Here is a 22,941-nt window from a genome sequence, read left to right as displayed (position 1 = left end):
GGTCTAGACACGCCGGTCTCGATCGGGCAGGAGTTCGCTCATGCGCAAGCTTCTTGTCATCGGCATCGGCGCCGGCAATCCGGAGCACATGACGGTCCAGGCCATCAACGGCCTCAATCGGGCCGACGTGCTGTTCATCCCCGACAAGGGCGCGAAGAAGAACGATCTCGCCGAATTGCGCCGCCAGATCTGCGACCGCTTCGTCATCAATCCGAACTCGCGCCGCGTTGAATTCGATGTGCCGGTGCGCGCCGAGCCGGCGCCTTCCTACCGCTCGACCGTCGACGACTGGCACGAGGCGATCGCCGCGATCTATGAAGGCCTGATTCGCGGCGAACTCCCCGAAGATGGCTGCGGCGCCTTCCTGATCTGGGGCGATCCTTCGCTCTATGACAGCGCGCTGCGTATCCTGGAGCGCGTGCGCCTCAGAGGCAATGTCGCGTTCGAACTGGAGGTCATCCCTGGCATCACCGCCATCCAGGCACTCGCAGCCAGTCACAAAATGGCATTGAACCGCATCGGCGACGCCATTTTGATCACCACCGGCCGCCGGCTCGCCGAGGAAGGTCTGCCCGAAAACGCCGGCAGCACCATCGTCATGCTGGACGGCAAATGCGCCTTCAACACGCTGGCCGACAAGGACGTTAGCGTCCACTGGGGCGCCTATCTCGGCACACCCGACGAGATCATCATCTCGGGCCGGATTGGCGACGTCAGCGACGAGATCGTCAGCACTCGTGAGGAGGCCCGCCGGAAAAAGGGCTGGATCATGGACACCTATCTGCTGCGCAAGCCGGGCGAGCCTGAGGAGTGACAGGGATTGAGCGCGGCATGAATTCCGCCGAGTTCACGCAGCATCGATCTCGGCCTGCAGCGCCTCCATATGCGCCGCCGCTGCTGAAGACGCAGCCCGCTCGATGGCGCGGAAGCGGCTGACCACCGCAAGCCCGACCGACGTCAATTGGGCGCCACCGCCTTTCTTGCCGCCCGTCTGTGCCGCAACCAGCGGCTTGCCGAACACGCGGTTCATGTCCTCGACCAGATCCCAAGCGTGCTTGTAGGACATCTCCATGCCGCGCGCCGCGGCCGAAATCGAGCCGAAGGCAGCGATCTGTTCCAGAAGCTCGATCTTGCCCGGCCCGATGCGGCCATCTGGATCGAGATTTATCCGCAAGCTCAGCGACGGCATTTGCTCCTCCGCGGTCACGCCATTCTACAAGTTCTCCAGCGATACCGCTATTCCAACACGATATAGCGAATCATCGGCCGTTCACCCATCCGCCTCGGCGGGGAGGCCGGCGCCGGTATTTGCCCGGTCGAAGCTCACCGTCTTGACCACCGCGAAGACCTTTCGACCAAGCTGGAGCCCTAGCGTCTGCCGCGACTGTTCAGTGATGCGGGCAAGCACGGTTGCGCCATTGCAGTCGATGCCGATCTCGACCGTAGGCCCTTCGCCCGGCTTTATCGCCATGATCGCGCCCGGGAATATGTTGAGCGCGCTGAGGCCAACCGGCTGCTCGGTGGCGATCATCACGTCGCGGGCGCGGATGCGGACGCGCACCGGCGCACCGACCGGCGTTGCCAGAAGCGGCACACGGATCTCGCCCGCCGCCGAGCCAAGCACGGTCATGCCAAACGCCTCGTCGTGGCGCAGAACCGCGGTATCCAGCACGGCACCGCCCTCGCCGCGCTCTTCGGCCGGCAATAGATCCAGACGCTGCATGATCACTCCGGTTGGACCGGAAGCAGCGACCTTGCCCTGCATCAGTACCACGACGTCGCTCGCCAACCGCGCCACTTCGGCGATCGAGTGGCTGACATAGACGATCGGGATTTTCGTCTCGTCGCGCAGCCGCTCGATATAAGGCAAGATCTCGGCCTTGCGCGCCTCGTCGAGCGACGCCAGCGGCTCGTCCATCAGCAGCAATTTCGGACTGGCAAGCAGCGCCCTGCCGATTGCCACGCGCTGCTTCTCGCCACCGGAGAGTTTTGCCGGCCGCCGGTCGAGCAAATGGCCGATCCCGAGCAGTTCGACCACGCCATTGATATCCGCGTAGCGCTCAGCAGCCGGCGTGAACCAGCGGCCATAGCGCAGATTGCTCGCCACGCTCATATGCGGAAACAGCCGCGCGTCCTGGAACACCATGCCGATCCGCCGCTTGTGCTTCGGCATGAACAAGCCGGCATCGCTATCGACCAGCACACGGCCGTCGGCCGCGATACGGCCTTTGTCCGGGCGGATCAGCCCGGCAATCAGGTTGATCAGCGTCGTCTTTCCGGAGCCGGAAGGCCCGAACAGCGCAGTCAGCCGCCCGGCGCTTTCGAAGCGGGCATTGACGGCGAAATCGCCAAGCCGGTGGCTGATGTCGACCTGAACCGTCATTCGATGTCCATCCGCCGGCCGACGCGTCGCGCCAGCACTTCCGAGGCGACCAGTGCCGCCATCGAGATGACGATCGAGATCAGCGTCAGCCTGAGCGCGCCGGCGTCGCCGCCGGGAACCTGCGTGAAAGTGTAGATCGCCGACGGCAGCGTCTGCGTCTCGTTCGGAATGTTGGAGACGAAGGTGATCGTCGCGCCGAATTCGCCCATCGCCTTGGCGAAGGAGAGGATCGCACCGGCGATCAGGCCGGGCAGGATCAGCGGCAGCGTGATCGTGCCGAACACCCATAATGGATTGGCGCCGAGCGTGCCGGCGGCCGCCTCGATTTTGCGGTCGACCGCTTCGATCGACAGCCGGATCGCCCGCACCATCAGCGGAAAACCCATCACGCCGCAGGCGAGCGCGGCGCCGGTCCAGCGAAAGGAAAAAACGATGCCGAAATGTTCGGCCAGGAAAGCTCCGGCCGGACCGCGCTTGCCGAAAGTCAAAAGCAGCAAATAGCCGGTCACCACCGGCGGGAGGATCAGCGGCAGATGCACCAGCCCGTTGAGCAGCGTCTTGCCCCAGAACTGGCCGCGGGCGAGCACAAGAGCGATCGCTACGCCCGGCGGCAGGCTGGCAATCATCGCCACGGTCGCCACCTTGATGGACAGTCGGACCGCATTCCATTCGTCGGGAGCGAGATCCAGCAGCCAGCTCATGCTCAGGGCCGTTCGTCAGTTGCTCGGCGCAAGCACGGTAAAACCTTGCGCCTTGAAGAGTTCGCCAGCCTTGGCGGATTGCAGGCATTTCAGGAATGCCGGGGTATCCTTGCCCTTCGAATCCGCAAGCTGGGCAACCGGATAGATGATCGGCGGATGTGTATTGTCGGGGAAAGTGCCGACCACCTTCACGCCAGGCTCGGCATGCGCGTCGGTGGCATAGACGATGCCGAGTGCTGCCTCGCCGGTCGACACCAGCTTTAGGGCGGCGCGCACATTCTCGGCCTGCGCCACGTTGCCTTCGACGGAAGACCAGACACCGAGCGATTCGAGCGCCGCCTTGCCGTATTTGCCTGCCGGCACCGCCTTGAAATCGCCCATGGCAAGTTTGCCGTCACCCACGAGCCCGGCAAGATCGAAACCCTTTTCAATCCTGGTTTCAACCTTGGAATCCTGCGGCGCGATCAGCACGATCTGGTTGCCGAGCAATTTCACTTCGGTGTCGGGCTTGGTCAGCTCCTTGTCGGAAAGATATTTCATCCAGTCGAGATCGGCCGAGATGAACACGTCCGCCGGCGCGCCGCTTTCAATCTGCTTGGCCAGCGCCGAGCTCGCCGCGTAGGAAATGGTTGCCGCCTCGCCGACACTGGCCTCGCAGGCCTTGTTGACGGCATCGAGCCCGTCCTTCAGGCTCGCCGCGGCAAACACGACCACCTTGTCATCGGCATGGGCCGCCGGCACCGCGGCCATCAGCATGGCAGCGAGACCCGCGATGGCAATCGTCGTCGAACCTTTGCGCGCCAGCATGAACTCTCCTCATCTCGGATCGCCCGAAGCCGTCCATCGATATATCCATGTGAACATAACAAGGAAAGGCTCTTTACCAGGCGACGGCATTCTGAGCTGCGGTTTTCTCCGCCTGCGATAACCTCCTTTAGATACAGCGGTATCGAGGTCGAAGAAAATATCGCATGGAATCTGTTGCGCGCACCACAGACGTCGGTCGATCAAGATGGATGCTGACAACGTCCGAGGGCGTAGCCGCAGTAGGCAATTTCGATATGCACAGTCAGGTAGGGTGCTAAACCGCGATCGGCGCCTTGATCGTCGCGTCGGCGAAATAGTTGTCGAGCCGGAAATCCTCGAAGCCGAAGGCAAAGAGATCCTTCACCTCGGGATTGATCCATAGCGTCGGCAACGCCTTGGGCGTACGCCGCAATTGTTCGCGCGCCTGCTCGAAATGGTTCGAGTAAAGATGCGCGTCGCCGAGCGTGTGGATGAAATCGCCGGGTTTCAATCCGGTCACCTGCGCCACCATCAGCGTCAGCAACGCATAGGAAGCGATGTTGAAGGGCACACCGAGAAAGATGTCGGCGGAGCGCTGATAGAGCTGGCAGGAAAGCTTGCCTTCCGAAACATAGAACTGGAATAGGCAGTGGCAGGGCGGCAACGCCATGGCCTCTACCTCGGCAGGGTTCCACGCCGAAACGATCAGCCGCCGCGAGTTAGGATTTTTGCGTATCTCCTTCAGAAGATTCGCAATCTGGTCGATGGCGCCGCCATGGCCGTCCGGCCACGAACGCCATTGCTTGCCATAGACCGGGCCGAGATCGCCATTCTCGTCGGCCCACTCATCCCAGATCGAGACGCCGTGATCGTTGAGATATTTGATGTTGGTGTCGCCGGCCAGGAACCACAAAAGCTCATGGATGATCGACTTGAGGTGCAGCTTCTTGGTGGTGGTGACCGGAAAGCCGCGGGCCAGGTCGAAGCGCATCTGGTAGCCGAATATCGAGCGCGTTCCGGTGCCGGTACGGTCGCCGCGATCTGCGCCGTTTTCCAGCACATGCTTCAGAAGGTCGAGATACTGGCGCATCGGCTCCGGTCCGATTCGGGTTGTCAGCCATCATAGCCGAATGACCGTCGGCCGAACACAGCAAAGCGAGACAATTCCAGCAGAAGCCTCGCCAGCATCAGCGGCGAGTTTGTTCAGAGCGAGCCGAGCATGCCCAGATCCTTGGCGACAAGATAATAGAACGTCACCCGGCTCTTGCTGTTGTCGGCCGCCATCGCCTTGCAGGTCTTTTCGATAGCCGCATCCGCCTTGGCGCCGTCGGTGACACCGAGCTTGCCAGCGACCCAGCTGTTCCTGACGCGCTTCAGTTCCTCCGGGTCGGTGCAGGACACCAGCGAGGAATCGCGGTTCCTGAGCGCGATGCCCAGATGCTTGACGATCTTGGCGACCGCGTCGGCATCCGCCGCCGCATCATATTTTTTTACGTCTGCGAGATAATCGGCCATCGAATTTCCCCTCGTCGGCGCCACGGGATCCGGTCGATGAGGATTGTGGCGCGCTGCCGCAACTGTGCGCTGGGTCTCCTCACCGCCACAAAGCTTCGGTTGAGACCGGCTGCAAGTCAACCCCTTGATGATCCACTTTGACACGGACGAAAGTGGCATTCCGGCCTTTCATTTTCCACCGCCAGTCCCTATATTCGCCTCGTCGGCTCGACCGACTATGGTGATAAACAGGCGATGAAATAAGCCGTTCGGACCCGGGGGCGGTACCCGGCGCCTCCACCAAAAACCGCTGCTCAAGAGCGGCTTTTGCTGGGGGCGAAATAGGATCGACGAAGGTGTAAAGATCGTACTTTTGCCCGGCATTGTACCACCGTTATCGGGCTAAACTTATAGTTGCCAACGACAACTATGCGGAAGCACGTCTCGCCGCGTAAGCGGTGCGATAGCTTCAATTCAAGCCCTAGTGGTTCGCACTTCTAGGCGGGGTTCGGAGGTACCTGGCAACAGAAACCTCCATTTCTTCTTTTTTGATATGTGCAGCTGCAGGCCTCGCCGGCTGGGCTTTTTATGCGCCCTGATACGCTCAAGACGCCGCGGCGTTTATACCAGCCCCTGGCTGACCGCGTCGATCGCACCGGCGAATGTTTCACCAGTAGCCTCATCGGGCAACAGCATCTCATTGTGCCCTCTGCCCGTCCGGATCATCGGAAAACAATTGGCGAGCTTGGCAACACGACAGTCGAGGAGCACCGGCCGGTCCACGTCGATCATTTCCTGTATCGCATCGTCAAGGTCGGCTGGTTTGTCACAGCGCAGGCCGACCGCTCCGAACGCCTCGGCCAATTTGACAAAATCGGGCAAGGCCTCGGAATAGGAATGCGCGAGGCGGTTGCCATGAAGGATTTGCTGCCACTGGCGAACCATGCCCATATATCCGTTGTTCAGGATGAATATCTTGATCGGCGCGTCGTACTGGACTGCCGTCGACAGCTCTTTCATGGTCATCTGAACCGACGCGTCGCCGGCGATATCGATGACGAGGCTGTCCGGATGAGCGATCTGCACGCCGAGCGCCGCCGGCAGGCCGTAACCCATCGTCCCCAGGCCGCCCGAACTCATCCAGCGGTTCGGCTTTTCGAAGCCGTAGAATTGGGCCGCCCACATCTGATGCTGGCCGACTTCAGTGGTGATGTATGTGTCGCGATCCTTCGTCAGCTCGTAAAGGCGCTGCACCGCATATTGCGGCATGATCACGTCGTTGTTCATCTCATAGGAGAACGAATTGCATGCGCGCCAGGCGGCGATCTTTCTCCACCAGTCCTGAAGGCGGCTTCCATCCGGTTTCTGAGATAATGCGCGCCATAGACGAACCATGTCACCCAGAACATTGCCGACATCGCCTTGTATGCCGATATCGGCGTGGACGTTCTTGTTGATCCAGGACGGATCTATATCGATATGTATCTTCCTGGAGTTGGGCGAAAAAGCATCCACACGCGAGGTCACGCGGTCATCGAAGCGCGCGCCGATACAGATCATGACGTCGCAATCGTGCATCGCCATGTTCGCCTCATAGGAACCATGCAGACCGTCCATCTTGAGCCAGTTCTTGCCGGAGGCGGGGTAAGCTCCAAGGCCCATAAGCGTCGAGGTGACCGGAAAGTCGCTCAGTTGAACCAGCTCCCGGAGCAATGTCGATGCTTTCGGGCCGGAATTGACGATGCCGCCGCCGGCATAAATAACGGGACGGCTGGCATTGGCCATCAGCGCTATCGCCTGGCCGATCTTGTTGATGTCGCCCTGCAGCTTCGGTTGATAATTTTTCAGCGCAGCAACGTCCGAACGCGGCGTGTACATGCCGGACGCAAACAGAACGTCCTTTGGCATGTCGACGAGAACAGGCCCCGGTCGCCCCGACTGGGCGATGTGGAACGCCCTATGGATCGCTGACGCTAAGTCATCGACGTCTTTGACCAAAGAGTTGTGCTTGGTGCAGGATCGCGTGATGCCGATCGTGTCACATTCCTGAAAGGCATCGGAGCCGATCAATGTTGTCGGCACTTGTCCGGACAGACAGACGACCATCAGTGCGTCCTGCAGGGGCGTCACGGCATTCGTCGTGCCTGGGCCTGACGTGACCAGCATCACGCCGACCTTGCCCGTGGACCGGGCATAACCCTCGGCGGCATGGCCGGCGCCCTGTTCGTGGCGCACAAGGATATGCTTGAGATCGTCCTGCTGGAATATCTCGTCATAGATCGGCAAAATAGCCGCGCCGGGATAGCCGAAAATATGCTCCACACCATTGTCTTTGAGTGCGCGGAGAACGATCTCCGCTCCTGTCATGCGGTTGCTCGTATCCTGAATGGAATTATCGCTTGTCATGGTTCTGTCCCGTAGCGTGATGAGGATGGGTTGACGGGGCATCGCCGAAATCGGGCGTAAGAAGAATTTCGGGCATAAAAAAAGGCCCCGTCAGGAGCCTGTTTGTCGCGCACGGGTGGCTGTCGCCGGATGGTTACACCATCCTGCCCATGCGCTTTCCTACCACTGCAAGAACCATAGCGATCTTCATGATCATCGCTGCTAACACAGAAAATCGCGCATCGTCAACGTCTCAGGCTAAGGCGTCTCAGGCCAAGGCGAAAACCCAAGGGCTTCCCTTCATCGGAATTTCCGATGGCAGCATTCGTATCTTCCCGTTTCCCTTCTCCCCTGCCTTTGTCGAACAAGGCTTCAGTTTCTCGCCGCGTGTCGGTCACGCCCCGCGAGCTACCTGATGGAGAAAAGATGAACCAGGAAACCACACCAACACCCGAACGCATCCTGATCGTTGGCGGCAGTTCCGGCATGGGACTGTCGCTTGCCGAACAGCAGCTTGCTGCCGGCGCCGAGGTTACGATCGTCGGCCGCTCCGAGGACCGGTTGTCGGCCGCACGGCAGCACTTGCCTCACCCGGAAAGGCTGAGGACGATCGCAGCCGACGTCACAAGCGAGGACGAGGTCCAGCGCCTGTTCGAGGACGTCGGTACGCTCGACCACATCGTCTCGACCGCCGCAGACATCATCGGCGTCTATGTGTTGCTTCCCGAGATGGACGTCTCGATAGCGCGGAAAGTGATGGATTCCAAAGTCGTCGCGCCGCTTCTTCTCGCCAAACACGGCGCGCCTCATCTGACGCCCAGGGGGTCGATCACGCTGACCTCGGGCATCGCCGCCTATCGTCCGGCGGCGAAAGGCTCGGTGGTGGCAGCCGTTAATGGGGCCCTTGGCTCACTCGCCTACGCGCTTGCCGTCGAACTGGCGCCGATCCGCGTCAATGTCGTCTCGCCGGGCTGGGTCGACACGCCGATTTGGGATGCCGTCGTCGGCAGCGGAAAGACGGCTGCGCTGGACGCCATGGCAAAGCGTCTGCTCGTCGGCCGGATCGGCCGGGCAGCCGACGTTGCCCAAGCTATCACGTCCCTGATGCATAACGGCTTCATCACCGGAACCGTGCTTCATGTCGATGGTGGCCAGCGATTGGTCTAGTGATGGCCAGACCTCGCGAACCATTGCGAGGAACAGTTGCAAGACCGGCGCTTGAATGCGCCGGTGGCGCCATACCATGGTGACCGGCGTCACCGGGCTGCTTCCGACCCAAGGCAGCACGACGATATTGGCGTCAGCCGCAGAACCCACGAGACGCGGGACCAGCGCGCATCCAAGACCGGCTGCAACAAGGCCCCGTATCGCGCCCATGCTGGCGAACTCGCCGACCAGTTTTGGACGGTCAGGCAACGTTGCGGCAAACGTTTCGTCGAACATCCGCCTGTAGACGCAACCGGGCTGGGTGACGAGGAAGGCCTCGTCAGCCAGATCGTCGGGCGTTATGGCAGAATATCCGGCCAACCGGTGATTTGCCGGCATTATGATGACGAGCTCTTCTTCTGCCACCTGCTCGCTTCGCAGCTCCGGCGCCGCCGCCGGGGCGGCCCCGAAATGCAAAGACACGTCCAGCGCCCCGCTGGCCACGCCGGCACGCAACCGGCTGCTATCGCCCGCCTGGAGGTTCAGTTCCACGTCTGGATAGCGCCGGTGGAATTCGCTCAGCAAGGCTGGCAAGCGCGTAACGCAAAGCGTCTCCAGGCCGCCGACCGTCAGGCGACCGGCAACCGTACCGCTCGCGTCGGCGACAGCGGAACGGGCTTCGTCCGCAAGGTCGAGGAGATCGTTTGCGTAGTCCAGCAGGCGCTGTCCTGCCGCCGTCAGCTTCAAGCCACGCCGTGACCTGTCGAACAGCGACGTGCCCAGATCGGCTTCCAGCGCCTGGATCTGTTCGGTCACGCTCGATTGGGCAAGATGAACCCGCTCGGAGGCGCGCGTGATGTTCAAGGTGGTGGCGACCGCCACGAAGGTCTTGAGATGTCTAAGCTGCATGTCTTGAACCCGTCATATAGGCAAAGGCTGCTTTGAACCGGGACCGCAAACGTGAAAAGGCCGGGAACATCGCCCGGCCTTTTTGTCTCGATAGGTGAAGCTTACTCCGCCGGCGCTTCCGCAACGTCCCGGCTGCGGCCGAGCGTTATCTTGGCCAGTGTGAAGGAGATCGCCGCGCACAGCGTGATGCCCGCCACCATTGGCAGCGGCGTGCCGTCAAAGAACACGCCGGCGACACCCATGGCGACCGCGCCGATGGCGAAGTGCAGCGTGCCCATCAGCGCCGACGCCGTGCCGGCGATCTCACCATGCTCTTCCATGGCCAGCACCGACGTCGTCGGGATAACCAGGCCGAGGAAACCGTAGCCGATGAACAGCAGCGCCGCCATTACGTCGAGCCGGTCGACACCCGATGCCATCACCGCAAACAGCACCACCATCGTCGTCGCATAGCCGGTCACGGCGACGCGCACCACGCGCTGCAGCCCGAACCGCTCCGATAGCAACCCGGTCAGCTGCGACATGCCGATGAAGGCAACCGCATTGATCGAGAAGAACACGCTGTAAACCGAAGGGGACAGGCCATAATGGTCGATCAGGATGAAGGACGAGCTCGACAGATAGACAAAGAAGCTCGCAATGCCGAAGCCGGCGATGGCCGTCAGGCCAAGGAAGTTGCGGTCGCCCATCAGGAAGCGGTAGCCGGAAAGTGCCGTCCCGAAGGACGAACCGGCGCGCTCTTCGACCGGCCGCGTCTCCTTGAGAGAGGTCGCCAGCAGGATGGTGGCGAGCACGGCCGCGCCCGTCACCGTCCAGAACACGGCGCGCCAGCCGAAGTTCTCGATGATCTGGCTACCGGTCAGCGGCGCCAGGATCGGCGACACCGAAAACACCAGCATCAGCAGCGACATCAACTTGGCGGCCTCGGTGCCGGTATGCAGGTCGCGAACGATCGCGCGCGGCACGGCCATGCCGGCGCTGGCGCCGAGCCCTTGCAGGAAACGGAAGGCGATCAGCCATTCGATCGAGGGAGCCAGCGCCGAGCCGACGCCGCCGACCATGAACAGCGCCAGGCCGCCGTAGAGCGGCAGCTTGCGGCCGACCATGTCGGAGATCGGTCCGACGACGATCTGGCCGAAGCCCATGGAAAGAAAGAAGATCAGCAGGCTCATCTGCACCGCGGCAGTGCCGGCATGCAGATCCTCGCCTATTGACGGCAGGGCCGGAAGATACATGTCGATGGCAAACGGGCCGATCGCGGACAATAGGCCGAGCACGACCGCAATGCGGAGGAATTTGGCGTTCATGATAGCAGGCTCTTTCGAATTCTGGTTGCCGCCGAGGACCGGCGCGTAACCCTAGGACGTTCCATCCCATGGAGTTCCGACTCTTCTGCGGAACGAAACTCCCTTCGTGCAGTCCACAAATTTAGACAGGCTTGTCTAATTCGTCAACCACCTCTATATAGTTTTGCATGAAGGCCAACGTTTCTCCTGACATTTTCCCGCCACGGGGCCATGAGGCCAAGCGGATGTCGATTGTCGATGCCGCCACCTCGGTCTTCTGCCGCGAAAGCTTCGCCGGTGCCAATATCGACATGATTGCCGCCGAGGCCGGCGTCTCCCGCCAGACCATCTACAATCATCACGGCGACAAGGAAAAACTCTTCGTTGCCATCGTCCGCGACCTCACCGAACGTTGCAACGCCGGCATCTTTGCCACGATTTCCACTTTTCCCGATCAGCCGAAGGATCTCGAAGCCGACCTCATCGCCTTTGCTGTGCGGATGAATCACAACTGCATCTGCAACCGCGACGGCAAATTCCTGCGCAAGCTGATCCAGACCGAGGGCGGGCGCTATCCCGAGTTGTTCGCCGAATGGCGCGAAGAAGGACCGGGCAGGACATGGCCGGCGATCGCCGCCCGTTTCGCCCGCCTCGCTCATGCCGGCTTCCTTGATATCGACGATCCCGATGTCGCAGCGCGCCAGTTCATGGCGCTTGCCAATGCCGAGTTGCAGACGACGTTCATGCTCGGCGGCGCACCAACCGAGGACGAGGTGGTGCAGTCAGCGACAAATGGCGTGCGCACCTTCCTGCGCGCCTTCGGCAAGCGGCAGCCTGTGGCTCGTAAGCAGGGCGCGCTCGCCAGCGCTTGACGGTCAAAGCCGTTTGACGATCAAATCGTCGCCAATGGGCTTCGCTTCCGCACGCAGGCGATCTATATCCGGTTTACGCCGCGCTCAAGCTTGATTACAGCTATCAGGACGATTCAACGGAAGCCGACAGCCACATGGCCGACGACCACATCCGCTACGACATTTTGGCCCAGGAGGCGTTGCGCGGCGTCATGCGCAAGGTCCTGGCCGAGGTCGCGCGCACCGGTCTCCCAGGCAACCATCACTTCTTCATCACATTTCTCACCGGCGCGCCGGGCGTGCGCGTATCTTCGCGGCTGCGCGAACGCTATCCCGAACAGATGACCATCGTTATTCAGTTCCAATATTGGGACCTGAAGGTGAGCGACACCGGCTTCGAGGTCGGGCTGTCGTTTTCCGACGTGCCGGAGAAACTGGAAATCCCGTTCTCGGCCGTACGCGGCTTTTACGATCCGTCCGTCAACTTCGAGCTCGAATTCGACGTCAAGACGGATACCCCGGCTGAACAGGAGACAAAGGCCAAGCCTGCTCCCGAGCCGCTGGCCATCGTCGCCGAGAAAAAGCCTGAGACGAAGAAGAAAACCGCTGAGGCGGAAAAGAAGCCTGCCGCGGCCGACGCCGGCGCCAAGGGGGCCGACGTGGTGTCGCTCGACGCCTTCCGCAAGAAGTGACCCGACGGGCGGCGTGACATGGCCGAGATCGTCAATCTCCGTCAGGCACGCAAGCAGAAGGCGCGAGCCGAGAAGGAGCGCCTGGCCGAACAGAACCGGGCGCTGCATGGCCGTTCCAAAACCAGCCGGGATCGCGACCGCCTGATCGCCGACAAGGCCGACAAATTCGTCGCCAGTCATCGCCGGGAAAAATCGGGCGATTCGGACAAATCCGATGCTTGAAGTGTGAGGGCGGTCGCGTGAGCCCGGTCGAAAAGCGCTCGGTCACCATTCGCGGCCACCGCACCAGCTATTCGCTCGAAAAGCCTTTTTACGACGACCTGGTCGCCATCGCGGCCGCGCGAAAATTGACGCTCGCCGCGCTTGTCGCCGAAATCGACGAGAGCCGCCCGCGCGATGCGAACCTCTCCTCGGCGCTCAGGCTCTATGTGCTGGACTGGGCCAAGCGCCGCAAGTTGTAGCCTTCAGGCAACGCTATTTTGTTTCCTGCGCCGGATACGGAAGCCCAGCAAAGCCGAGCGGTCGCGTTCTTCGGCCTGCTTCTTCGATCTGACACGCATCAGGTCCTTCCAGCCGACATAGCCCACCAGCCGCGCATTTTCTCGCGTGACGACGGGCAAATGGGACACGTTCGCCATCAGCAGCTTGTCGGAGGGGCCCTCGAGATACTCATCCGGATAGGCAACCGTCTTTGCGAAGCCGGGCTCGTCGCGAGGGACCACTACGAGGAGGACCACCGCCGCGTGCTGCTGCGGCTGACCGACCGCGCCGACGACAGTCTCGCCGATCTGTCAGCCGCTCATCTCGACGAACTCGGGCGGATCGAGCCGATGCTGAAGCGCTTGCTTGCTGGACGCGGCGCATAAGGGATGCGCCGTCACCCGCCATTCAGCGATTTTAGCAGATCGTCGATCGACGAGGGATCGAACTTGAGCTTTGGCGGGGGCGGCACTGAGGGTGGCACGTTATTTGCGGCCGGTGGCGCACGTTCTGCTTTCTGCGCTTGCTCCGCCGCGGCCTTGCGTTCGGCGTCGAGCTTTGCCTTCTCTTCCGAGGCGATCCGCAACGCCTCTTCCGCCCTCTGGCGTTGCTGTTCTTCGGCCTGCGCTGCTTCCTCGGCAGCCTGTTGCGCCGCCTCGGCTTTGGCTTCGGCATCCGCTTTGGCCTTTGCAGCCGCCTCGGCTTTCGCCCTGGCCTCGGCTTCGGCCTTCGCCGCTGCATCCGCTTTCGCCTTGGCTACAGCCTGCGCCCTGGCCTCCGCTTCGGCTTGGGCCTGCGCCTCAGCTTCGGCCTTTGCCTTGGCGTCCGCTTCAGCCTTCGCCTTGGCTTCAGCCTGCGCCCTGGCCTCCGCTTCGGCTTGGGCCTGAGCCTCGGCTTCGGCCTGTGCCTTAGCGTCCGCTTCAGCCTTCGCCTTGGCTTCAGCCTGCGCCCTCGCCTCCGCTTCGGCTTGGGCCTGCGCCTCAGCTTCGGCCTTTGCCTTGGCGTCGGCCTCGGCCTTCAGCCGCGCTGCTTCCTGTTGCCTGCGCAGTTCCTCCGCCGCTCTTTCACGCTCGGTTTGCAGGGCAGCGTAGTAGCGCACCTCACGCCGCAGCCTTTGTTTCTCGAGCAGCGCGGCTTGCATGGCTTCGACCCGCTGCTGCTCCTTTTCCAGCGCACGCTGGGTCAGGAACTGTGCCAGTGGCTCGCTGTCGAACTGCCGTTTGATGGCGCCGAACGGACCGTCGACGCTGAAATTCAAAATTGGTTCGGAGCCGACCAGCGCCTCGTCGCCGGGTCGGTAGGCGATCTCGCCCTTGGCATCGACGGTGCTGGTATTCAGATCGGCGGTGATGTCGGCGGACAGCGTCGCGCCCGGGCTTTCGAATTTGACCGGTGGCGCCCTCAGCGTGCCGCCGGCGATGGTGAAGGCAATATCGGTGTCCTGCGCCGGAAAACTTCCCGCCGCGGCGATCTGCGGCACGAAGCCGGCAGTCTTCGACGCGTCGATATCGCGCCCTATCGCGTCGGCCTTGGCGATGAATGCGCCAAAGGCATCGGGATTGAAGCCGGCAATAGTCATGCCCTTCAGCGTCGCCGTGCCGGAACCGGACAGCGCCGCGACCATCGCGTCGACCGATTTGCCGCTGGTCGAAAGCGCCGTCGAGAAATCGCCGCTTCCGCTGAAACCGGCCTCCGGCAGCACGGCTGCCAGATCGGAGCCGGCGAGTTTCATCTGACCGGAGAAAAGCCCGGTCCCGTCATTGTTCTTGAGCTCGAACAGGCCACTCAACTCGCCGCCGAGGAATTTTGCCTTGAGGTCGGAAACACGAATGCCCTCCTGGTCGAGCTGCAGCGAAAGCGCAGCGTCATAGGCGGTGGCAAGCGGGCCGGCGGCAAGCGACGCCGCCGTCAGATCGAGATCGGCGGTAAATGGCAAACTGGATTTCTGGCTGAACGGTGCCGTCGGCCAGGCCCCGTCATTGACGAGGAAGGCCTGGTCGCCGAACAGCATCATCGCCATCGGATCGAGGTCCAGCTCGTCCAGCGACAGCGCGCCGGCAAGATGCGGCAGCCCCTCCTTGACGTCGATATTTACGTCACCGGAAACCGCCGCTTCGTTGACGGCGCCGTTGAGGCCGCTCAGCACCAAAAGACCATTGCCGTAGTCGGCATCGGCAGCAAGCGACGTCGACATGCCGGTCCCCATGCCAGGCAGGCCGACGCCGGTCGTCATCAGCCATGGCTCGATGTCGGCCGTTTCCAGGCTGACCTTGCCCTTGGCGGCCGCGCCCTGAGGCGTGTCGGCAACTGTCCCGTCGAAACCAGCTTTGAAGTCGTTGCCGGCCAGGCTGAAGCGTGTCGCCAGGCCGCCGCCAAGTGTGCCTTTGGCCGAGACGTCGGTGGTCGCCTCGCCGAGCATGCCGAGTGGCAGCGCCGGCAACCCGTAAAGCGCCAGAAGTGCGGTGGCGTCGGCGTTCCGGGCATTGAAGGTCAACGTCACCGGCGCTTCGAGGGGCCGGTCGAGCGCCCCTTTGCCGGACAGCGACGCCGAAAAGGCCGAACCACCGGCCCTGCCCTGTGCGCTCATTGCCAGTCCAGTCGTACCGTCGCCGTTGTCTGCGGCACTCGTGACGGCGTCGATACGCGCATCCTGGAACAGCTCCGGATAGGCAGCGGCGCGCGCCGCCAGCCCCTTCAGCACCGCATTGTCCGGATAATGCCGGACGGCGACGTCGATCAGCGGCTTGAGGTCGACGGCGACCACCGAGGCGTCGAGCTTGCCGGTCGGGCTCGCTGGGAAGTCCTTGATCCGGCCGGTGGCGCTGATAGAGGCGCCGGCAAGTCCGCCGACCGACAGGCGGTCGATCTCAAGCAGCCCGTCGCGCAATCTAAGCGCGGTGTCGACGCTATCGGCGGTCAACCCACCTGCGCTGACCGGCCCGGCCTTGATCTGGAAATCGAGGTCGCGGTCGGAAAAGCGGTTGGCGCCCTTGTCGCTGACGAAGATCGAGGCGAAGGCGGCGAGCCCATCGACGTCGAGTTCGCCACCTTCCAGTTGCATCAGCACCGATGGCCTTGTGTCTTCGGGCTGGGTGGAATCGATGCGGCCGGAGAACTTCGCCTTGCCGAGGATGAGTTCGAGATCGCTGAAGGCCTGGTGTTTTTCACTCAAATCTACTTTTGCCTTGAAGCCAGCGGCCGGCAAGCGGCGGATCGCCTCGTCGACGTCCTTCGACAGCCAGGCGGCAAAGCCGGAGGGCTGCGCCACGGCCAGAAGCAGCGATCCGGTGAATCCAAAATGATCCTCGACGCTGACCATGCCATTGGCTTCCAGCTTGGCGCGGCCGGGCAGCGTGGCGGCCAGCGATTTTACCGCCCAGCCGCCCTCGGCCGGTTCGGCGGACAGATGCACGTCGCGAATCGTCGTGTCGCCTGCCACCACCGCCGGCAGTTTCACCTCGACCGTGCCCGGTATGGTCGGCTTCGGCAGATCGAGCAGCGCCTGCTCCAGCGCCGCCACCCGCTCGGACAGCGTCAATCCGGCACTGGCCGCCGCCCCCACTGCCTCGTCGAACTGCACCTGCGCGCCATTGGCCTCGATCGAGAAATGCGGCTTCAGCCCAAGGTCGACCGCAGCCTTGCCATCGGCGGTGTAGGGATTGTCGAGCGGTCCGGTCTCGAAGCGGAATTCGTCGACGCCGAGCTCCTGGTGGTCGAGCGAAAACTTGCCGTTCAGCCTGAACCCCGGATCCGGCTTGCCGGCGCTGACTTTCACTGCCTCGCCGTCGGTGCCGCGCAACTGCGCTACAGTCTGGTCTGCGCCCGATATCTTGAACTGGCCCGAATAGACCGCGGCGCCCTCGACGAGGCCCACATTGCCGTCGGTCTCGATGACCAGCGGATAGTCATCCGGACCGGCTTTGAGCCTGAGCCGCATTTGCCCGTCCGGTTCAGCCTTGCCGGTGGAAGCGGCGATCGTGGTCCGCAACCCGTCCAGCAACAGGGAGCCGTCCATCCGCCAGGGGCCGCCCAGCGACTTGGCCGAGATCGTCGAGTTGATCTCGGAAATAAGATGGCTACGGCCGCCGGCGGCGTGGCTGAGCGCGATCTGTCCTTCCGTCACCGTCAGCTTCTCGATGGAGATCTGGCCGGGATCGAACGGCGAGGACGGCCGTATCGTCCAGTCGACCGTGCCGTTGGCGGCGATGTCGATCGTCGCCTTCGGCCGCACCAGGCGCATGTCGAAGATCAGCACCTCGCCGCGCAGGAATGGCGCGAGTTCTGCATCCATCGAAAAGGTTTCGACGGTCATCGCCGGCTGGCCGTTGGGGCCACCGGCGACGGCGACGTTGGAAAAGGTCACCGAGGGAAACGGCAGCAGCCTTGCCGTTGCATCGCCTCGCACGGTCACCTTGCGGCCAAGAACGGCGCTCGCCTCGCGTTCGAAATCGGCGCGATAACCCGTCCAGTCGACAAAGTACGGCACCACCAGCGCCGCACACAGCACCAGCACGAGAAGCCCACCGAAGATCACGAACAGGCGTGCGAGCATGAACTCCGAAGCGGTTGATTGAAAATCAGCCGCACTCTACCCGCATCAGCGTGTCGATAAAGAGGCAATTCCCGCCAGACAGGCGTCCAGGGCAAAAGTCCAGGGCAAAAGAAGGCGGCCAAGAAAACTCAGCGCGCGTCGCGCTTTGCCTGCGCCACCTTTGCCGCCTGCCGCTGCCGGCCGAGTTCCATCGGCCGGATCAGATTCTCGGGCCGCCGGCTCACGATCGCGCGCATGCCTTTGTGCGCGGTGCGCGTGTTGAACTCGGGACCGTCTGCCGCAGCGCCCTGCTTCATGGACAGCGCCTTGCGTGCATTCTCGACCAGCGAAACACGCGCTGCCAACTGGCGGCGGCGTTCGGCCTCGCCATTGAGCCGCCGCATGGTCATCGCCAGAACCGCCAGCTTCAACTGCGAACCTTCATCGGCCTTCGAGGCGCCGGCGCCCTTTGGCGCACCCTTGCCGCGCATTTCGCGGCGGCGGCGATGCGCCTCGGTCTGGGCCTTGTCGCGCCGCTCCCTTAGGAGCTTGACCAGGCTGGCGAGTTCGGCGTCGGCAAGATGCTGCACTGCTGGATGGTGCGACTTCTCGACGAGAGCATGTTCGTCGGCGCTCAGCGCCCGAGCCTCTTCCTTGCGTGAAATCGCCATGACACCATTCCTCCGTCTGTGACGCCTGCCTGCCTCTCAGGTCCTTGGAGTCTCGATCCAAATGGTGGTGCGGTCAAGCCAGGGACCATCTGGATCTTCTTCCACTATTCGGCCGGCAATATCTTGCCCGGGTTCATGATATTCAGCGGGTCGAGCGCCTGCTTGATCGTGCGCATGATGTCGACGCCATGACCGAGCTCATGCCGCAGGAAGCCGATCTTGCCCTGCCCTATGCCATGCTCACCAGTGCAGGTGCCGTCCATGGCGATGGCGCGCATATTGAGCCGCGCCACGAATTTTTCCGCCAATGCGATCTCCTTCGGGTCGTCCACGTCCATCAGCACCAATACATGGAAATTGCCGTCGCCGGCATGGCCGACGATCGGTGCGATCAGGCCCATCTCGGCGATATCCGCCTCGGTCTCGGTGACACATTCGGCAAAGCGCGAGATCGGCACGCAGACATCGGTCGACAGGCCCTTGGCGCCCGGCCGCAGCGTCAGCGATGACCAGTAGGCATCGTGCCTGGCTTTCCACAATTTTGTCCGCTCTTCGGCGATGCTGGTCCACAGGAACGGGCCGCCGCCATTTTCCTCGGCGATCATGCCGAAAGTCTCGGCCTGTTCGGCGACGCTGGCATCGCTGCCGTGGAACTCGACGAACAGGCAGGGGCTCTCCGGATAGTCGAGCTTCGAATAGGTCTTCATCGCTCGCATCTGCAGCGCATTGACCAATTCGATGCGCGCCACCGGAATGCCCATCTGGATGGTCGCGATCACCGCGTTGCAGGCCGCCTCGACGCTGGGAAACGGGCAGACGCCGCCCGAAATCGCCTGCGGAATGCCCTGCAGCTTCAAGGTCAGCTGGGTGATGATGCCAAGCGTACCTTCCGAGCCGATCAGCAGCCGCGTCAGATCATAGCCGGCCGAGCTTTTCTTGGCGCGCTTTCCGGTCGTAACCGCTTCGCCGTCGGCCATCACCGCCGTCAGTGACAGGACGTTGTCGCGCATCGTGCCGTAGCGCACGGCGTTGGTGCCCGACGCCCGTGTCGCCGCCATGCCGCCGAGCGAAGCGTTGGCGCCCGGGTCGATCGGAAAGAACAGGCCGGTGTCGCGCAGATGCCGGTTGAGGTCCTCGCGCGTCACGCCGGGCTCGACGGTGCAATCGAGGTCCTGCGGATTGACTGCAACGATACGGTTCATGCGTGACGTATCGAGCGAGATGCCGCCGCCCGGCGCATTGGTATGGCCTTCCAGCGAAGAGCCGACGCCAAAGGCGATCACCGGCACGCGATGTGCAGCGCACGCACGCACGATCTCCTGCACCTCCTCCGTCGTCTCGGCAAAGGCGACACCGTCCGGCGCCTGCGTCGGGATATAGGTCGTGGTGTGCGCGTGCTGGGCGCGGATCGCCTGGCCGGTCTGGAAGCGCTCGCCGAGCCGCTGCTTGAGGATGCCGAGCACGGCGGCAATGCCTTCCTCGTTGCGTTCGACCGGGTTGAGGTCGCTTAGAGCCATCGATTCCTCCGCGAATGGACCAGCGTCCACCCTTGTTCTGCATCTAGGGATGCGTAGTCTCACCGACCACGCTCTGTCCAGTCCACGCTCATCCCGGCATGACGAGAAGGAAGTTTCCGATGCCCATCCCCGCCCCTTTCGTCTCTCGCGCCATGGACATCGAGAAGGCCTGGATCGACTACAACGGCCATCTGAACATGGCCTATTACAACGTGCTGTTCGACCGTTGCTCCGACGAAGCCTTCGAGATGATGGGAATGGGGATGGACTATGTGAGGGAACGGCGGCTGACCATCTACACCGCGGAAGTCCATGTCTGCTACGTCCAGGAGCTGCATCTCGACCACAAGGTCACGGTCTCGTTCCAGCTCCTCGACCATGACGACAAGCGGCTGAGGGCCTATCAGGAAATCCGCCATGTCGACGGCTGGCTTGCCGCCACGTCCGAAACGCTGTCGCTGCATGTCGACATGGCTGGCCCGAAGGTGGCGCCCTTCCCCGCCGACGTCCTTGCCAGGGTGGAAGCGATGCGCGCCGCCCATGCCGCCCTGCCGATGCCGGAGCGCGCCGGCCGCTCGATCGGTATTCGTCGTAAGCCGGCTTGAACCGCAACCCAACCGCCGTTAACCTTACCGAGGTTTTAACGTGAACAAGCCGAATTGAGACGTTGAACGACTCAGCGCGGCGTTGGAAAACCATCCGCATCGAGTTGCGATACGGGCGGCGGAGCAGCAGCGGTTCGGGGAACGTGCATGAAAACCGACATAAAGGTCGAGGCGGACAGGCTGGCGGCTGACCCACGCATCACCGACTATGATTTCTGGCGCTCGCTGAAGAACCTCAACAACGAGATCTTCCACATCGCCAACAACAACGAGCCGATCCCCTTCGCCATGATCCGCTGGCGCGCCATCCTTAAGCAGGCGCGGATGAAACGCGGCCACGCCTGAAACTGTTATGATAACACCGAGCTTGCGGCACAAGAATACAGCGTTGCTTACGACAACGAATGGTCGCCAGGCAGCAAGCCACCGAATTCCGGCATCTATCGTTGCAAGAATTGCGGTGAAGAAATTGCGGCGAACAAAGAAAACGGCCAAACAAGGCGATGGATTGGAAGCTGTTTCAGCAGCCAACTACAAACAGACAATCCCTGATCCTCTAAGATTTTAGTCTTCAGGCCCGGTAAATCCACTGTTCTGGCACGCGCACCGAAATCTCCTCGCCGGCCGTGATCGTGCCGGGCTTCTCGACCCAGGCGACGAGGCCGCGCAAACGCTTCGCCGCTTTCGCGAACAGCAGCGCGCCGGCCTCGTGATCGGCCATCCCGGCATTTTCGGCGACCGATCGCCCGGCGATGCGGCAAGGCCCGTTCTGCGCGTCGATCTTGACAGTCGCGCCGCCTTTGAAGAACAGCAGCGCGCCGGACGGCAGCATCGAGAGGTGCGGCAGGCCTTCGATCAGGAGATTGGCGCCGATCCATTCCGGCTTGATCTCGGCGATGCCCATCCGTTCGGCAACGATTGCCAGTTCGTCCGCCGCGACGATCGACAATTGCCGTTCGTTGCGCATTTCGGTGCCGCGCGGATACCAGGGTTCCCGTCCGCCGGAGCGCCGCGTCGTGCCGGCGTGGAAATCGCCTTCAATGCCGTCGAAGCCAAGCTGCAACTTATCCACCGCCCGTGTCTCGAAATGATCGAATGGTGCGAGATAGAGCGAGGCCACCCTGGCGGTGAGCTTTCGCGCCGGGACGATCTCGACCGGAGTTTCGGCTTCGGGAAAAAGATCCAGCATGGGTTCGTTCCTCGCGTGATACGCGCAATTAGCCGCGGTCAGCTCATCGGGTCCAGTCGAAAGCGCTGATGCTCCGATCAAGCGGACTGATGCGACTCTGCTCGGCGCGTTCCGATGCTGGTTCCGTTCGCGCCGAAATGGTCAAAGCGTGCGCAATAGCGCGCCGCCGATCGAGTAGCCGGCGCCGAAGGCGCAGAGCAGGCCGTAGTCGCCGGCCTTCATGTCGGCATGGTTCTCCGACAGGGCGATGATGGCACCGGCGGCGGCAGTATTACCGAGGCGCTCCAGCACCATCGGCGCGCGGTCATGGTCGACGTCATGGCCGAACGACAATTTCAGGATCATGGCATTCATCCGCGCATTCGCCTGATGCAGCCAGAAGCGCCGGATCGCTTGCGGTGTCAGCCCGTGTTCGGCCAGGAATTCGACGATGAACTTGTGGCCGGCGACGGTGACTTCCTTGAACACCTTGTTGCCGATCTGCTTGATCAGATTGCCTTCCAGATCGATCATGTACGGATCGTCCTGGGTGGCGCGGGTATAGTAACCGAGATTGGTGCGGATGCTGTTCGACATCTGCGTCCAGGCACGCGTGTCGAGCACCTCGAAACGCCCCGACCGCTTCTCGCCCTGGGCGAGCCCTTCGACGATCATCGACACGGACGCGTCGCCGAAGATGAAATGCGTCTGCCGGTCGCGAAAATTGAGGTGGCCCGTGATGATCTCCGGCGTCGTCACCAGTACGCGTTTATGCGCCCCTGCCCGCACCAGATTGACCGCAATGTGCAATGCGACCGCCGCCGAAGAGCAGCCAAGCCCCATGTCGAAGCCGGCGCCTCTCGTGCCCAGCGCCTGCTGCATTTCGATGGCGATAGCCGGATAGGGCCGCTGATGGTGCGAGGCCGAGCAGATCACCAGGTCGATATCCCCAGGCTTCAGCCCGGCATGATCGAGCGCCTTGCTGGCCGAGGCGATGCCGAACTCGGCCTCCAGCGACAGCGCATCGTCGGGCCGCGCCGGGAAGCGCGGCGCCATGCGGGTCGGGTCGAGGATGCCTTCCCGTTCGATGACATGGCGGGTCTGGACGCCCGAGGCGTGGACGATGAAGGCACTGTCCGATTTCTGCAGCAGCGGCTCGCCCGAGACCTCGCGCCGGACGTTCTCCATGTCCACCCAAGTGTTGAAGCTGGCGACGAGCTCCTCATTGGTGATCGACGCTTCGGGGATTTCAACGCCGATGCCGCTGATGATGACGCGATGCATTTCCAGTTCGTCCCGTGCGCAGGCGTTGCGGCTTCATGTCGACGCCGCAAAA

Annotated in this window: 23 protein-coding genes, 1 other RNA gene and 1 pseudogene; 10 read left to right on the top strand and 15 right to left on the bottom strand. The window is 62.5% G+C overall.

What is annotated here, in order from left to right:
* Positions 1-40: 40 nt before the first annotated feature.
* Complete coding sequence (gene cobF, locus NKH89_RS11645; protein ID WP_023720812.1) at positions 41-814, top strand: precorrin-6A synthase (deacetylating); 774 nt, start codon at positions 41-43, stop codon at positions 812-814.
* A gap of 33 nt (positions 815-847) precedes the next feature.
* On the opposite strand, the gene NKH89_RS11640 is transcribed toward cobF, so the two are convergent.
* The 6 genes from NKH89_RS11640 to NKH89_RS11615 form a co-directional block, all read right to left on the bottom strand.
* Positions 848-1,189, bottom strand: coding sequence for a winged helix-turn-helix domain-containing protein (locus tag NKH89_RS11640; RefSeq protein ID WP_023676697.1), 342 nt, complete (start codon positions 1,187-1,189; stop codon positions 848-850).
* 81 nt (positions 1,190-1,270) lie between these two features.
* Complete coding sequence (modC, locus tag NKH89_RS11635) at positions 1,271-2,383, bottom strand: molybdenum ABC transporter ATP-binding protein (protein ID WP_023720813.1); 1,113 nt, start codon at positions 2,381-2,383, stop codon at positions 1,271-1,273.
* The gene (gene modB, locus NKH89_RS11630; RefSeq protein ID WP_352495174.1) at positions 2,380-3,084 is read right to left on the bottom strand and encodes a molybdate ABC transporter permease subunit; all 705 of its coding nucleotides are present in this window, start codon (positions 3,082-3,084) and stop codon (positions 2,380-2,382) included. The genes modC and modB overlap by 4 nt, the downstream gene beginning before the upstream one ends.
* Positions 3,085-3,099: 15 nt before the next feature.
* Positions 3,100-3,891, bottom strand: coding sequence for a molybdate ABC transporter substrate-binding protein (gene modA / locus NKH89_RS11625; protein WP_031194508.1), 792 nt, complete (start codon positions 3,889-3,891; stop codon positions 3,100-3,102).
* 274 nt (positions 3,892-4,165) lie between these two features.
* Positions 4,166-4,960, bottom strand: a complete 795-nt coding sequence (locus NKH89_RS11620; RefSeq protein WP_352482986.1) for a thymidylate synthase — start codon at positions 4,958-4,960, stop codon at positions 4,166-4,168.
* Positions 4,961-5,073: 113 nt separating this feature from the next.
* The gene (locus tag NKH89_RS11615; RefSeq protein ID WP_023676702.1) at positions 5,074-5,385 is read right to left on the bottom strand and encodes a DUF2853 family protein; all 312 of its coding nucleotides are present in this window, start codon (positions 5,383-5,385) and stop codon (positions 5,074-5,076) included.
* 162 nt (positions 5,386-5,547) lie between these two features.
* Here NKH89_RS11615 and ssrA point away from each other — a divergent pair.
* Positions 5,548-5,903, top strand: a transfer-messenger RNA (tmRNA) gene (gene ssrA / locus NKH89_RS11610).
* An 82-nt stretch (positions 5,904-5,985) separates the two neighbouring features.
* Here the strand turns inward: ssrA and NKH89_RS11605 are convergent.
* Positions 5,986-7,770 (bottom strand): acetolactate synthase 3 large subunit, encoded by a 1,785-nt coding sequence (locus NKH89_RS11605; protein WP_352908897.1) that lies wholly within the window; start codon positions 7,768-7,770, stop codon positions 5,986-5,988.
* 405 nt (positions 7,771-8,175) lie between these two features.
* Between NKH89_RS11605 and NKH89_RS11600 the strand changes: the two genes are divergently transcribed.
* Positions 8,176-8,916 (top strand): SDR family oxidoreductase, encoded by a 741-nt coding sequence (locus tag NKH89_RS11600; protein ID WP_352482982.1) that lies wholly within the window; start codon positions 8,176-8,178, stop codon positions 8,914-8,916.
* A gap of 66 nt (positions 8,917-8,982) precedes the next feature.
* Here NKH89_RS11600 and NKH89_RS11595 read toward each other — a convergent pair.
* Together NKH89_RS11595 and NKH89_RS11590 are read right to left on the bottom strand one after the other, a co-directional pair.
* A pseudogene (locus tag NKH89_RS11595) lies at positions 8,983-9,804 on the bottom strand (LysR family transcriptional regulator); the annotation flags it as partial.
* Between the two features lie 101 nt (positions 9,805-9,905).
* Positions 9,906-11,111 (bottom strand): multidrug effflux MFS transporter, encoded by a 1,206-nt coding sequence (locus NKH89_RS11590; protein WP_023676705.1) that lies wholly within the window; start codon positions 11,109-11,111, stop codon positions 9,906-9,908.
* A 167-nt stretch (positions 11,112-11,278) separates the two neighbouring features.
* Here NKH89_RS11590 and NKH89_RS11585 point away from each other — a divergent pair, with 167 nt between their 5' ends.
* The 4 genes from NKH89_RS11585 (at position 11,279) to NKH89_RS11570 (ending at position 13,094) form a co-directional block, all read left to right on the top strand.
* Positions 11,279-11,962: a TetR/AcrR family transcriptional regulator gene (locus tag NKH89_RS11585; protein ID WP_352495172.1), complete on the top strand. Its 684-nt coding sequence runs from the start codon at positions 11,279-11,281 to the stop codon at positions 11,960-11,962.
* Between the two features lie 134 nt (positions 11,963-12,096).
* On the top strand, positions 12,097-12,633 hold the full coding sequence (locus tag NKH89_RS11580; protein ID WP_023676707.1) for an SspB family protein: 537 nt from the start codon (positions 12,097-12,099) through the stop codon (positions 12,631-12,633).
* Between the two features lie 18 nt (positions 12,634-12,651).
* Positions 12,652-12,855: a DUF4169 family protein gene (locus NKH89_RS11575; RefSeq protein ID WP_023720822.1), complete on the top strand. Its 204-nt coding sequence runs from the start codon at positions 12,652-12,654 to the stop codon at positions 12,853-12,855.
* A 17-nt stretch (positions 12,856-12,872) separates the two neighbouring features.
* Positions 12,873-13,094: a ribbon-helix-helix domain-containing protein gene (locus NKH89_RS11570; RefSeq protein WP_023720823.1), complete on the top strand. Its 222-nt coding sequence runs from the start codon at positions 12,873-12,875 to the stop codon at positions 13,092-13,094.
* Between the two features lie 3 nt (positions 13,095-13,097).
* On the opposite strand, the gene NKH89_RS11565 is transcribed toward NKH89_RS11570, so the two are convergent.
* Positions 13,098-13,370: a CBS domain-containing protein gene (locus tag NKH89_RS11565; RefSeq protein ID WP_245278655.1), complete on the bottom strand. Its 273-nt coding sequence runs from the start codon at positions 13,368-13,370 to the stop codon at positions 13,098-13,100.
* Between NKH89_RS11565 and NKH89_RS11560 the strand changes: the two genes are divergently transcribed.
* Positions 13,254-13,499: a winged helix DNA-binding protein gene (locus NKH89_RS11560; RefSeq protein WP_023720825.1), complete on the top strand. Its 246-nt coding sequence runs from the start codon at positions 13,254-13,256 to the stop codon at positions 13,497-13,499. The two genes, NKH89_RS11565 and NKH89_RS11560, sit on opposite strands and share 117 nt — an antisense overlap.
* A gap of 11 nt (positions 13,500-13,510) precedes the next feature.
* Here the strand turns inward: NKH89_RS11560 and NKH89_RS11555 are convergent, their stop codons facing one another.
* The 3 genes from NKH89_RS11555 to NKH89_RS11545 form a co-directional block, all read right to left on the bottom strand.
* The gene (locus NKH89_RS11555; protein WP_023720826.1) at positions 13,511-17,665 is read right to left on the bottom strand and encodes an AsmA family protein; all 4,155 of its coding nucleotides are present in this window, start codon (positions 17,663-17,665) and stop codon (positions 13,511-13,513) included.
* 128 nt (positions 17,666-17,793) lie between these two features.
* Positions 17,794-18,315 carry a hypothetical protein gene (locus NKH89_RS11550; RefSeq protein ID WP_352482975.1) on the bottom strand — a complete coding sequence of 174 codons (522 nt, stop codon included), beginning with the start codon at positions 18,313-18,315 and terminating at the stop codon, positions 17,794-17,796.
* A gap of 104 nt (positions 18,316-18,419) precedes the next feature.
* Positions 18,420-19,832, bottom strand: a complete 1,413-nt coding sequence (locus NKH89_RS11545) for an FAD-binding oxidoreductase (RefSeq protein WP_023720827.1) — start codon at positions 19,830-19,832, stop codon at positions 18,420-18,422.
* 119 nt (positions 19,833-19,951) lie between these two features.
* On the opposite strand from NKH89_RS11545, the gene NKH89_RS11540 reads away from it, so the two are divergent.
* On the top strand, positions 19,952-20,437 hold the full coding sequence (locus tag NKH89_RS11540) for a thioesterase family protein (protein WP_352495168.1): 486 nt from the start codon (positions 19,952-19,954) through the stop codon (positions 20,435-20,437).
* Positions 20,438-20,584: 147 nt separating this feature from the next.
* Positions 20,585-20,782 carry a hypothetical protein gene (locus NKH89_RS11535; RefSeq protein ID WP_023676715.1) on the top strand — a complete coding sequence of 66 codons (198 nt, stop codon included), beginning with the start codon at positions 20,585-20,587 and terminating at the stop codon, positions 20,780-20,782.
* 226 nt (positions 20,783-21,008) lie between these two features.
* Here the strand turns inward: NKH89_RS11535 and NKH89_RS11530 are convergent, their stop codons facing one another.
* Both NKH89_RS11530 and NKH89_RS11525 read right to left on the bottom strand, forming a co-directional pair.
* Positions 21,009-21,626 (bottom strand): MOSC domain-containing protein, encoded by a 618-nt coding sequence (locus tag NKH89_RS11530; RefSeq protein WP_352495167.1) that lies wholly within the window; start codon positions 21,624-21,626, stop codon positions 21,009-21,011.
* Between the two features lie 141 nt (positions 21,627-21,767).
* On the bottom strand, positions 21,768-22,889 hold the full coding sequence (locus tag NKH89_RS11525) for a beta-ketoacyl-ACP synthase III (protein ID WP_352908895.1): 1,122 nt from the start codon (positions 22,887-22,889) through the stop codon (positions 21,768-21,770).
* Positions 22,890-22,941: the final 52 nt, after the last annotated feature.

The organism is Mesorhizobium sp. M0923, assembly GCF_040319365.1.
GTDB lineage: Bacteria > Pseudomonadota > Alphaproteobacteria > Rhizobiales > Rhizobiaceae > Mesorhizobium.
This window is presented reverse-complemented; position numbering and strand designations above follow the sequence as displayed.